Below are 12,357 nucleotides of genomic sequence, written 5' to 3' on the forward strand. Positions count from 1 at the left end.
CGTCTAAGTCACTAACACCCCGAAGGGGGAGTATCCCCTATGTATGCGGAGTAATGTCAACCCTTGACTCCGGGCGGGAAAGCGATGTCAACCCTTGACACCGAGAGGGAAAGTGAACAGGATCCCCTCAGCCAGGAGTCAGGAACGGAGACGGGGGAATGATGGCCGGTCGCGCGCCCATGCCATACGACTATTTACGGCAGGTGCCGGCTTTCACGGTCGTCAGCGACGACCTGGTGCACGGCGAGATCCTGCCCGACGCGCACGTCTACGAAGCCGGCAACGTCTCCCCGCACCTGCGCTGGTCCGGCGCGCCGGCCGGGACGAAGAGCTACGCGATCACCTGCTTCGACCCGGACGCCCCCACCGGCAGCGGCTGGTGGCACTGGGTGCTGGCCGACATCCCGGCCGACGTGACCGAGCTGCCGCGCGGCGCGGGCAGCGGCGACATGGAGGGGCTGCCCAAGGGCGCCCTGCACGGCCGCAACGACTACGGCACCTTCGACTTCGGCGGAGCGGCCCCGCCTCCCGGCCCGGCCCACCGCTACGTCTTCGCCGTGCACGCCCTCGGGGTGGAGAGCATCGAGGTCACCCCCGACCAGACGGCCGCCGTCTTCAGCGGCACGATCAACCACTACGCCCTGGCCCGCGCGGTGCTCGTCGCGGAGTACGGCGTGCCGGACTCCGCGGCCTGACCGGCCGTTCGGCGCCTCGGGCCCCTCACCCGCCCCGGTTCACCGGCGGGTGAGGGGCCCGAACGCTTTTCCGGCACCCCGTCCCCTCCGGACACCGCTCCTCTCCGTCCGCCCGATGTCCTTCGGGCATCCGGCACGGCTCGCCCGGCCGCCGCGGCATACCGGATCGGCATGCCGCGGGGCCGGGCGGCGGGCTCGGGGTTCTGCTCCGTGGATCCTCGCCGTGACGAGGATCCACCAGACAGGTCCTAGTGACCTCCGGCCTCGATGTCGGCGATCAGCAGTGCCTCCACGGCGTCGGCCAGCTTCTCGACGGTGGTGTTGGCGAAGATCACGTTGATCGGGACCTCCAGGCCCACCGCGGATCTGATGCGCGACCGCACCCTGATGGCGAGCAGGGAGTTGCCGCCGAGGGCGAAGAAGTCGTCGTGGACGCCGACGCGGGTGTTGCCGAGCACGTCGGTCCAGACGTCGGCGACGAGGTGTTCGGCGTCGGTGCGGGGTGGGACGAACGCGGCGGCGGCGGTCTTCTGCCGGGCGGGGGCGGGGAGGGCGCGGCGGTCGACCTTGCCGCTGTGGTTGAGCGGCAGGGCGTCCATGACCGTGAAGGCCGCCGGGACCATGTAGGCGGGCAGGTTGTCCTCGGCGAAGCGCCGAATCCGCCCGATGAACTCCTCCGCGCCCACGCCCGAGTGGGTGCCCGAGGCCCCGTCCGCCCCGGCGGCGGCATCCGTCCCCGTGCCCGCGTCCGTGGTGCGCGGGACGAGGTAGGCGGCCAGCCGCTTGTCCCCGGGCTGGTCCTCCCGGGCCAGGACGACGGTCTGGGCCACGTCCGGATGACGGCCCAGCACGTTCTCGACCTCGCCGAGTTCGATGCGGATGCCGCGGATCTTGACCTGGTCGTCGACGCGGCCGAGGTAGTCGAGGGTTCCGTCGGGTAGCCGGCGGACGAGGTCGCCGGTGCGGTACATGCGTTCGCCGGGCCGGCCGTGGGGGCAGGCGACGAAGCGTTCGGCGGTGAGGTCGGGGCGGTGCAGGTAGCCGCGGGCCAGGTGTTCGCCGGTGAGGTAGAGCTCGCCGGGGACGCCGGGCGGGACGGGGTTGAGGTGGTCGTCCAGGACGTAGGCGCGGGTGTTGTCCAGGGGGCGGCCGATGGGGATGACGGGGCCGGGGGTGGTGATGGGGTGGGCGGTGGCGTAGACGGTGGTCTCGGTGGGGCCGTAGCCGTTGAAGACGGTTGTGGCGCCGGCGGCCAGGACGTGGGCGACGGCGGTGGGGGAGGCGGCTTCGCCGGCGATCCATAGTTCGGGGATGCGGGCGAGCAGGGCGGGGTGGTCGGGGGCCAGGACGTTGAACAGGCCGGTGGACAGGAAGATCGCGGTGACGTGTTCGTCGTCGAGGGCCCAGGTGAGGGTGGTGGCGTCGACGACGCCGGGGGGTGCCACGACGATGGTGCCGCCGTTGAGCAGGGGCACCCAGAGTTCGTACATGGACACGTCGAAGGAGGAGGCGGTGTGGAACAGGACCCGCCGGTGGGCGGGGCCGTGCCAGAGCCGGTCGGTGGCGAAGGAGCGGATGTTGCGGTGGGTGACGGCGACGCCCTTGGGGGTGCCGGTGGAGCCGGAGGTGAACATCGCGTACACCAGCCGGTCCGCGGCGATGTCGAGGTTGAGGTTGTCGGGGTCGGTGTCGGTGCCGACGACCAGGGGGGTGAGGTGTGCGGCCAGGTCGTGTCCGGCGTTGGCGGTGTCGGTGACGAGGACGGGTGCGCCGGTCTGTTCGGCGATCCAGCGCATCCGGGTCACGGGCAGGGCGGGGTGCAGGGGGACGTAGGTGCCGCCGGCCTTGACGACGGCGAGCATGGTGACGACGACGTCGGCGGAGCGTTGCAGCAGGGCCAGTACGGGGGTCTCGGGTCCGACGCCGGCGGCGAGCAGGCGGCGGGCCAGGGCGTTGGCCCGGCCGTTGAGCTCGGCCGCGGTCAGGCGGACCTCGCCGCAGACCACCGCCTCGGCGTCCGGAGCCGCCGCCACCCGCGCCTCGAACAGCTCGGCCAGGTTGCCCTGCGGGGTGGGGGCGGCGGTGTCGTTCCACTCCGTGAGGAGGGCGCGGCGTTCGGCGGGGTCGAGCAGATCCACCGCGCCGATCGGGACGTCGGGGTCGGCGGCGACGGCCTCCAGCAGCCGCACCAGCCGCGCCGCGATCGTCTCGGCCGTGCCCCGGTCGAACAGGTCGGTGGCGTACTGCAGCACGCCCTCCACCCCGGCAGCGGCGCCGTCGGCGGTGAAGTCCTCGGTCAGACCGAGCAGCAGGTCGCACTTGGCGCCGCCGAACCCGTACAGCGAGTACGCCGGGTCCAGCGCCATCGTCAGCCCGGGCAGCTCGGCGTCCGTGCCGGGCGTATTGAGCAGGGCCAGCATCACCTGGAACAGCGGCGGGCGGCTGTAGACCCTGGGCGGGTTCAGCGCCTCCACGAGCTGCTCGAACGGCACGTCCTGGTTGGCGAAGGCGGCCAGGTCGGTCTCGCGGACCCGGGCCAGCAGCTCGCGGAAGGTCGGGTCGCCGGAGGTGTCGGTGCGCAGCACCAGCGTGTTCGTGAAGAAGCCGACCAGGTCGGTCAGCGCCTCGTCGGTGCGGCCGGCGACGGGGGCGCCGATCGGCACGTCGGCGCCGGCGCCCAGCCGGGTCAGCAGCGCCGCCAGCCCGGCCTGCAACGTCATGAACAGCGTCGCCTGCCCGCCCCGGGCCACCGCCAGCAGCCGGGCGTGCAACTCGGGTGACAGGCTCAGGGACACCGCCTCGCCCCGGTGCTCGCTCGTCGCGGGCCGGGGCCGGTCGGCGGGCAGCGCGATCTCGTCGGGCAGCCCGGCCAGCGCGGCGCGCCAGTGGGCGGTCTGCTCGCCCATCAGGCTGCCCGGGTCGGCGGGGTCGCCGAGCAGTTCGCGCTGCCAGCGGGTGTAGTCGCTGTAGCGGACCGGCAGCGGCTGCCAGCCGGGTTCCTCGCCGCGCACCCGGGCGGCGTAGGCCGTGGCCAGGTCGCGCTCCAGCGGGCCGAGGGACCACCCGTCGATCGCGATGTGGTGGAAGGCCAGCACCAGGACGTGCTCGCCGCCGCCGCCGGGCTCCGCCGTTCCGGCCGGCTGTGCGGCGGTCCCCGGTGACCGTACGGCCCGCGCGTCCCCCGCGGACGTCGGCGCGAACAGCTCCGCCCGCATCGGCGGCTCCGACGCCAGGTCGAACGGCCGCAGTACCGTCCGCCGGATCGCGGCGTCCAGTTCCGCCTCGGCGACCTCGGTCACCGTCAGGTCCGGCACGCTCTCCAGCACCCGCTGCGTCGGCCGGTCCTCCCGGGCGGGGAAGACGGTGCGCAGCGTCTCGTGCCGCCGGGCCACGTCGGCGACCGCGGCACGCAGCGCCTCCCGGTCCAGCCGGCCCGACAGCCGCAGCACCAGCGGGATCGTGTAGAGGCTCGCGTTCTCGGCGAGCTGGTCGACGAGCCAGACCCGGTACTGGGCGAACGACAGCTCCGAGCGGTCACCGTCCTCGGCGCGGACCAGCGCCGGCCGGACGCGGACCGCGCCGTCGGTCCTCGCCTTCTCGATCCGTACGGCCAGATCCGCCACGGTCGGCGCTTCGAAGATCTCGCGGATCTGGAGTTCGGTGGAGAAGGTGGAGCGGATGGCGGTGACGGCGCGCATGGCGAGCAGGGAGTGGCCGCCGAGGGTGAAGAAGTCGTCGTCGATGCCGACGCCGGGTACGGCCAGCAGTTCGGCGAACAGTGCGCAGAGCCGTTCCTCGACGGGGGTGCGCGGGGCCGTGCCGGAGGCCGTGGTCTCCGGGGCGGGCAGGGCGCGGCGGTCCACCTTGCCGCTGTGGTTGAGCGGCAGGGCGTCCATGACCACGAAGGCCGAGGGGACCATGTAGGCGGGCAGGTTGTCCTCGGCGAAGCGCCGCACCCGGCCGGTGAACCCCTCCGCGTCCGCATCGGCACCGACGCCGGCGCCCGTGCCCGCGTCCGTGGTGCGCGGGACGAGGTAGGCGACCAGCCGCTTGTCCCCGGGACGGTCCTCCCGGGCCAGGACGACGGTCTGGGCCACGTCCGGATGGCGGTCCAGGACCACCTCGATCTCGCCCAGCTCCATCCGGATACCGCGGATCTTGACCTGGTTGTCCACCCGGCCGACATAGTCGAGGGTTCCGTCGGGCAGCCGGCGCACCAGGTCGCCGGTGCGGTACATCCGCGCGCCGGGCTCCTCGGGGCAGGCGACGAAGCGTTCGGCGGTGAGGTCGGGACGGCCCAGGTAGCCGCGGGCCAGGTGCTCGCCCGCGATGTAGAGCTCGCCGGCGACACCGGGCGGGACGGGCTGGAGGCGATCGTCCAGGACGTAGGCGCGAGTGTCGTCCAGGGGCCGGCCGATCGGCACGACGGGACCGGGCTCGGTGACGTGGTGCGCGGTGACGTAGATCGTGGTCTCGGTGGGGCCGTAGCCGTTGAAGACGTTGCCCCCGGCGAGGACGACCCGCTCCACGGTGGCCGGGGAGGCGGCCTCGCCGGCGATCCACAGTTCGGGGACGCGGGCCAGCAGGGCGGGGTGATCCTGCGCCAGGACGTTGAACAGGCCGGTGGTCAGGAAGACGGCACTGACCCCCTCCCGGTCCAGGGCCCAGGTGAGGGTGGCGGCGTCGACGACGCCGGGGGGTGCCACGACGATGGTGCCGCCGTTCAGCAGGGGCACCCAGAGTTCGTACATGGACACGTCGAAGGAGGAGGCGGTGTGGAACAACACCCGTTGCTGGGCGGGACTCTCCCACAGGCGGTCGGTGGCGAAGGAGCGGATGTTGCGGTGGGTGACGGCGACGCCCTTGGGGGTGCCGGTGGAGCCGGAGGTGAACATCGCGTACACCAGCCGGTCCGCGGCGATGTCGAGGTTGAGGTTGTCGGGGTCGGTGTCGGTGCCGACGACCAGGGGGGTGAGGTGTGCGGCCAGGTCGTGTCCGGCGTTGGCGGTGTCGGTGACGAGGACGGGTGCGCCGGTCTGTTCGGCGATCCAGCGCATCCGGGTCACGGGCAGGGCGGGGTGCAGGGGGACGTAGGTGCCGCCGGCCTTGACGACGGCGAGCATGGTGACGACGACGTCGGCGGAGCGTTGCAGCAGGGCCAGTACGGGGGTCTCGGGTCCGACGCCGGCGGCGAGCAGGCGGCGGGCCAGGGCGTTGGCCCGGCCGTTGAGTTCGGCCGCGCTCAGGCGGACCTCGCCGCAGACCACCGCCTCGGCGTCCGGAGCCGCCGCCACCCGCGCCTCGAAGATTTCAGCAAGATTGGCCGATAAAGAGGGGTATTTCACGAAACCTCCATTTTGGAACATGGCGGTGGACCTGCGGGGAGGAGGAAACTCGTGGCCCGGGAGGCGCGGGCCGGGAGCGCGGACCGTGGTTCCGCGCTCCGGAAAAGCCGCGAAAAGCAGGAAAACCGGCGATGTGCCGGGCGGACGTGCGGGTCCCGCCGACTCAGGACCCGGAAAGGCTGCGCGGCCGCATATCGGTCCAGCGCGCGTTGATGAAGTCGAGGCAGCCCTGCCGGCTGTCCTCACCGTGCGCGACCTCCCAGCCGCCCGGGACGTCGATGGAAACCGGCCAGAGGGAGTGCTGTCCCTCGCCGTTCACCAGGACGAGGTAGCGGCCGTTTTCTTCTTCGAACGGGTTGCTCATGTGAACTCCGTGCCGTCAGGTGTGGTCGTCCGTGCCATCCGGTTGATCGGACGCAGCGGTACCACGCGGGGCCCACCGATGGCCGGACACACCTGTCCTATGTTGAGTAGTGCGAATCCGGAGTATGCCGTTCGAGACCGCGGCGCTGTCAACCCTTGACAGCGCCGGAGAAACACCACAAGATCCCGCTATGCCGGGGATCACCGGCAGGAGACGGGGGAGAAGAACGATGACCGGCCGCGCCTCGCCGTCGCATGCCCGCACGCGCCGGACCCCGGCCCGCGCCCCAGGTCAGACGTAGAGGCGGAGCAGGTCCTCCTCGGTCTCACGGCGCACGATCACCCGCGCCGCCCCGTCGCGCACCGCGACCACCGGCGGCCTGGTCACGTGGTTGTAGTTGCTGGCCATCGACCGCTGGTAGGCGCCCGAGGCGGGGATCGCCAGCAGGTCGCCCGGCCGCACGTCGGCCGGCATCGGCAGGTCGCGGACGAGCACGTCGCCGCTCTCGCAGTGTCTGCCGACCACGGTGACCGGCCGCTCCGGGGCGTCCGAGGCGCGGGAGGCCAGGACCGCGGTGTAGGCGGCGCCGTACATCGCCGGGCGCGGGTTGTCGCTCATCCCGCCGTCCACGCTGACGTAGGTCCGCACGCCGGGGATGTCCTTGACGGTGCCGACCTCGTAGAGGGCGACGGCGGTGGGCCCGGCGATGGAGCGGCCGGGCTCGACGGCGAGCCGTACCCGGGAGGGCACGGCCGCGCGCAGCGCGGCGACCACCTCGGCGGGGCTCGGCGGCACCGGGTCGCCCGGCCGGTGCACGATGCCCAGGCCGCCACCCAGGTCCAGCTTGGGGATGGTCACGCCGTGCTCGTCCTCGCAGGCGGTGAGGAAGGCGGCCATCCGGCCGGCGGCCAGGGCGAAGCCGCCGAGGTCGGTGATCTGCGAGCCGATGTGGGAGTGCAGGCCGGCCAGCTCCAGCGAGTCCTCCGCCAGGACGCGGCGGACCGCCTCGGCGGCCAGGCCGGCGTTCAGTGAGAAGCCGAACTTCGAGTCGTCGCCGCCGGTGGCGATGAACTCGTGGGTGTGGGCCGTGACGCCCGGGGTGACCCGGATCATCACGCGCTGGCGCGTCCCGGCCTCGGCGGCCAGGGCGGCGAGCCGCTCGATCTCGGTGAAGGAGTCCACGACCACGCAGCCGACGCCCCAGGCGACGGCGCGGCGCAGCTCGGCGACGGACTTGTTGTTGCCGTGGAAGACCACCCGCGCCGGGTCCATGCCCCCGGCCATGGCGACGGCCAGCTCGCCGCCGGTGCACACGTCGAGGCAGAGCCCGGCGGCGTCCAGCCAGCGCACCACCTGCGGGCAGAGGAACGCCTTGCCGCCGTAGTGCACCTCCCCGTCGGGGAGGGCGTCGCGCCACAGCGCGCAGCGGGCGAGGAACTCCTCCTCGTCGAGGACGTAGGCGGGCGTGCCGAACTCGGCGGCCAGGTCGCGCACGCCGATCCCGCCGAGGCGCAGCTCCCCGCCGGTCCACTCCGCGGTGCGCGGCCAGCCGTTCTCGATCACCAGGCTCATGGGTGACGACGGTAGGGCCGGGCGGTCGTCGCGCGGGCCGAGCATCGAATATTTCGGGGCTCAGACTCGCAAGCATTCAGGTGTGTTCGGGTCGTTATCCACCGTCGGCACGATGAGCTGCACTATTCGCAAAGCAGGAGGTTCCGTGACAAAGCGCCTGTATTCAGTCGTTGCTGCCGCGCTGGTCGTCTCGGCACTCGCCGGCGGCTGCGGGCGCTCGTCGTCGGGGAGCGACACGAGCGGCGCCGCCGCGGCGGCCGGCAAGTCCGCCAAGGACCTGGTGCCCGAGTCGGTGCGCAAGACCGGCGAGCTCCGGATGGCGACCTCGGAGGGCTACCCGCCCATGGAGATGTACAAGGAGGGCACCCAGGAGCTCATCGGCGTCGACCCCGACCTGGCCGCCGCCATCGCCGCCAAGCTCGGGCTCAAGGCCAAGGTGACCAACGCCGCCTTCGACGGCCTCGTCCCCGGCCTGCAGGCGAGCAACTGGGACATCGCCATGTCCTCGATGAGCGACACCGAGGAGCGCCGCGCGGCCGTCGACTTCGTCGACTACTTCAACGCCGGCGGCGCCATCATGGTCAAGAAGGGCAACCCCGAGGGCATCAAGACCCTTGAGGACCTGTGCGGCCGGTCCATCGTGCTGGCCAAGGGCAGCTCCAACCTCGCCATCGGCCAGCGCCAGGACGCCAAGTGCGCCGACAAGATGAAGATCATCCAGAGCGAGGACGCCCCCACCGGCCTGCTGAGCATCGACTCCGGCCGGGCCGTCGCCACCATCGTCGACTCGCCCGTCGCGGCGATGTACGCCAAGGAGACCGGCAAGTACGACGTGCTGTCCGAGCAGTACGACGCCGGCCCCTGGGGCATCGCGATCGACCGGCGCAACACCGGCCTGCGCGACGCCGTGGCCAAGGCCATGCAGGAGCTGATCGCCGACGGCGGCTACCGGCAGATCCTGGAGAAGTACGGCGTGGCCGCCAACGCCGTCCCCGAGGTCATGGTGAACACCAAGCCGTGGAAGTGACCAAGATCCCCGGAGAACCCGGGACCTCCGCCGCCCAGGAGCCGGACCTGCCCATCGACGCGATCCGCCCGCCCCGGCCCGGCCGGTGGATCGCGGCACTCGTCGCCGGGTTCTTCCTGGTCTGGCTCACCTACACGATCATCGTCAACGAGAACCTGCACTGGGACGTCATCGTCGCCTACCTCGGTGACGGCCGGGTCCTGGGCGGCCTGTGGGTCACCATCCAGCTCACCGTGCTGTCGATGGCCATCGGCCTGGCCCTGGGCGTCCTCGCCGCGGTGATGCAGCTGTCCGGCAGCGCCGTCCTGCGGGGCGCCTCGGCCCTGTACACCTGGTTCTTCCGCGGCACCCCGCTGCTGGTCCAGCTCATCTTCTGGTTCAACATCGGCCTGGTCTTCCCCACCTTCGGCATCGGCGTCCCCTTCGACGGCCCCAAGCTGTTCGAGTGGCAGGCCAACGAGCTGATCACGCCCTTCACCGCGGCCCTGCTCGGCCTCGGCATCAACGAGGGCGCCTACATGGCCGAGATCGTCCGGGCGGGCATCCGCTCGGTGGACCCCGGCCAGCGCGAGGCGGCCGAGTCGCTCGGCATGTCGCACCGGCAGGTGCTGCGCCGGGTCGTGCTGCCCCAGGCGATGCGGGTGATCGTCCCGCCCACCGGCAACCAGTTCATCTCGATGCTCAAGACCACCTCGATGGTCTCGGTCATCGCCGGGGCCGAGCTGCTCACCGTCTCCCAGCGCATCTACCTGGGCAACTTCGAGGTCATCGCGATGCTGATCGTGGCCTCCATCTGGTACATGGTGCTCACCACCATCGCGAGCGTCGGCCAGCACTTCCTCGAGAAGCGCTTCGAGCGCGGTCACCACGCGCTGCCGACCAGGATCCGCCGCAACCTGCGGCCGTTCGGCAGGGGGAACGCGTGACGACCGGAACCGGCACCCGGCCCATGGTGCGGATCAGCTCGGTGCGCAAGTGCTTCGGCGCGGTCGAGGTGCTCAAGGGCATCAGCCTGGACGTGCCCGTGGGCGGCGTGGTCTGCGTCGTCGGCCCCTCCGGGTCCGGCAAGTCGACGCTGCTGCGCTGCGTCAACCGCCTGGAGACCATCGACTCCGGCCGCATCTGGGTCGACGGCGACCTCATCGGCTACGCCGAGCGCGACGGCCGGCTGCACCACCTCAGCCCCGCCGCCCTGTCCCGCCAGAAGCAGGACATCGGCATGGTCTTCCAGCGCTTCCACCTGTTCCCGCACCGCACCGCGCTGGAGAACGTCATGGAGGGCCCCGTCGTGGTCAGGGGCGTCCCCAAGGACAAGGCCCGCACCCGGGCGATGGAGCTGCTGGAACGCGTCGGCCTGGCCGACCGCGCCGGCCACTACCCGGCCCAGCTCTCCGGCGGCCAGCAGCAGCGCGTGGCGATCGCCCGCAGCCTGGCCATGGACCCCAAGCTGATGCTCTTCGACGAGCCGACCAGCGCCCTCGACCCCGAGCTGGTCCAGGAGGTCCTCGCCGTCATGCGCGACCTGGCCGCCAGCGGCATGACCATGATGGTGGTGACCCACGAGATGGGCTTCGCCCGCGAGGTCGGCGACGACCTGATCTTCATCGACGGGGGAGTGGTCGTCGAGCGCGGCAACCCCCGCGAGGTGCTCGCCGCCCCCCGCCACGAGCGCTTCCGCGCCTTCCTGGGGCAGGTGCTTTGAGCGACTTCGACCTGCTGCTGACCGGCGGCCTGGTGATCGACGGCACCGCCGGTCCAGGCGCGGCCCGGCACGCCGACGTCGGCGTCCACGCCGGCCGCCTCACCCTCCTGCCGCCCGGCTCCCGCGCCGGGGCCCGGGAGGTGCGCGACGTCACCGGACTGGCCGTCGCGCCCGGGTTCATCGACGTGCACACCCACTCCGACGGCGTCACCCTGATCGGCGGTGAGACGGGCCGCGACCTGGCCGGCGCCTCCGTGCTGCAGGGCGTCACCGTCGAGATCTGCGGCAACTGCGGCTCCAGCCTCTTTCCCGCGCTGCCGGAACGGCTGGCCGCGATGCGCGCCGAGACCCGCGTCTCCTTCGGCGGCGACGTCGGGATGTACGAGGGCTTCACCGAGTTCGCCGCCGCGCACGCCGCCGTTCCCCGCGCCAACCACCTGGCCTCGCTGGTCGGGCACGGCACGCTGCGCTCGGGGGTGATGGGACCGGTGGACCGGCCCGCCACCGCCGCCGAGCTGGAGACCATGTGCGCGCTGCTGGACCGGGCGCTGACGGCGGGCGCCGCCGGCCTGTCCACCGGCCTCATCTACACCCCCGGCACCTACGCCGGCACCGACGAGGTGACCGCGCTCGCGGCCGTCGCCGCCCGGCACGGCAAGCCGTACGTCACCCACCTGCGCGACGAGATGTCCCGGGTGGAGGAGGCGCTGGAGGAGGCCGTGGAGATCGCCCGCGGCAGCGGCGCGGCGCTGCACGTCTCCCACCACAAGACCGCCGGGAAGTACGCCTGGGGGCGGACCGAGCGGACCCTGCCCAGGATCGCCGCGCTGCGCGCCGGAGGGATGGACGTCACCTGCGACGTCTATCCCTATACTGCGGGAAGCACGGCGCTGGCCGCGATGCTCCCGCCCTGGGCCTCCGAGGGAGGGGTCACCGCGCTCACGGTGCGCCTGGCCGACCCCGGCCAGCGTGACCTGATGCGCAGGGCCATCGCCGAGGGCGTGCCCGGCTGGGAGAACACCGTCGGCAACGGCGGGTGGGACCGCATCTCGGTCGCCTGCGCGCCCCGCCACTCCGAGACGGAGGGGCACACGATCGCCGAGCTGGCCGCCGCCCGCGGACAGGACCCCCTCGACGTGGCCGCCGACCTGCTCGTGGCAGAGCAGGGCGAGGTCACCATCATCAGCCACTCGATGATCGAGGACGACGTGCGGCGGGTGCTGGCGGCGCCGTACTCGATGATCGGCTCCGACGGGGTGCCCAAGCCGGGCGGCCGGCCTCACCCGCGCTGGGCGGGGACGTTCCCGCGGGTGCTGGGCCGCTACGTCCGGGAGCTGGGCCTGCTCGACCTGCCCACGGCGGTGCACAAGATGACCGGCATGGCGGCGGAGCGGTTCGGGCTGGCCGGGCGCGGCGTGATCGCCGACGGCGCCCACGCCGACCTGGTCGTCTTCGACCCCGGCACGGTCGCCGACGGCGCCACCTTCGCCGACCCGCTGCTGCCGCCGGCGGGCGTCCACTCGGTGCTCGTCGCCGGTGAGACGGTGGTCCGCGACGGCGCCGGGACCGGCGTCCGGCCCGGGGCGGTGCTGGCGGTATGAGAAACGGTCACGGCGGTACGGGCACCGTACGGCGGACGACGGAGGGGAGAC

General features: G+C 72.5%; 8 protein-coding genes. 5 read left to right on the forward strand and 3 right to left on the reverse strand.

All coding sequences use genetic code 11. The features are described from left to right. The first annotated feature begins 158 nt into the window (after positions 1–158). On the forward strand, positions 159–695 hold the full coding sequence (locus HDA43_RS32455; protein WP_179828371.1) for a YbhB/YbcL family Raf kinase inhibitor-like protein: 537 nt from the start codon (positions 159–161) through the stop codon (positions 693–695). Between the two features lie 248 nt (positions 696–943). Here HDA43_RS32455 and HDA43_RS32460 read toward each other — a convergent pair whose 3' ends face one another. The 3 genes from HDA43_RS32460 to lysA all read right to left on the reverse strand — a co-directional run bounded on the left by HDA43_RS32460 (position 944) and on the right by lysA (position 7,976). Continuing rightward, positions 944–6,040: a non-ribosomal peptide synthetase gene (locus tag HDA43_RS32460; RefSeq protein WP_179828373.1), complete on the reverse strand. Its 5,097-nt coding sequence runs from the start codon at positions 6,038–6,040 to the stop codon at positions 944–946. A 163-nt stretch (positions 6,041–6,203) separates the two neighbouring features. Next, positions 6,204–6,404 carry an MbtH family protein gene (locus HDA43_RS32465; RefSeq protein WP_179828375.1) on the reverse strand — a complete coding sequence of 67 codons (201 nt, stop codon included), beginning with the start codon at positions 6,402–6,404 and terminating at the stop codon, positions 6,204–6,206. Between the two features lie 291 nt (positions 6,405–6,695). Next, entirely contained in the window at positions 6,696–7,976 is a 1,281-nt protein-coding gene (lysA, locus tag HDA43_RS32470) for a diaminopimelate decarboxylase (RefSeq protein ID WP_246424775.1), read from the reverse strand. Between the two features lie 145 nt (positions 7,977–8,121). On the opposite strand from lysA, the gene HDA43_RS32475 reads away from it, so the two are divergent. The 4 genes from HDA43_RS32475 to HDA43_RS32490 are packed head-to-tail and all read left to right on the forward strand — an operon-like array spanning position 8,122 to position 12,306. Beyond that, on the forward strand, positions 8,122–9,003 hold the full coding sequence (locus HDA43_RS32475; RefSeq protein WP_312873653.1) for an ABC transporter substrate-binding protein: 882 nt from the start codon (positions 8,122–8,124) through the stop codon (positions 9,001–9,003). Further along, positions 8,994–9,929 carry an amino acid ABC transporter permease gene (locus HDA43_RS32480; RefSeq protein ID WP_312873654.1) on the forward strand — a complete coding sequence of 312 codons (936 nt, stop codon included), beginning with the start codon at positions 8,994–8,996 and terminating at the stop codon, positions 9,927–9,929. Before HDA43_RS32475 ends, HDA43_RS32480 begins: the two co-directional genes overlap by 10 nt. Before the next feature lie 23 nt (positions 9,930–9,952). After that, positions 9,953–10,705 carry an amino acid ABC transporter ATP-binding protein gene (locus tag HDA43_RS32485; RefSeq protein WP_179828915.1) on the forward strand — a complete coding sequence of 251 codons (753 nt, stop codon included), beginning with the start codon at positions 9,953–9,955 and terminating at the stop codon, positions 10,703–10,705. Next, positions 10,702–12,306 (forward strand): N-acyl-D-amino-acid deacylase family protein, encoded by a 1,605-nt coding sequence (locus HDA43_RS32490; protein ID WP_179828381.1) that lies wholly within the window; start codon positions 10,702–10,704, stop codon positions 12,304–12,306. The genes HDA43_RS32485 and HDA43_RS32490 overlap by 4 nt, the downstream gene beginning before the upstream one ends. Positions 12,307–12,357: the final 51 nt, after the last annotated feature.

Source organism: Streptosporangium sandarakinum, assembly GCF_013409935.1.
GTDB classification, from domain to species: Bacteria; Actinomycetota; Actinomycetes; order Streptosporangiales; family Streptosporangiaceae; genus Streptosporangium; species Streptosporangium nondiastaticum.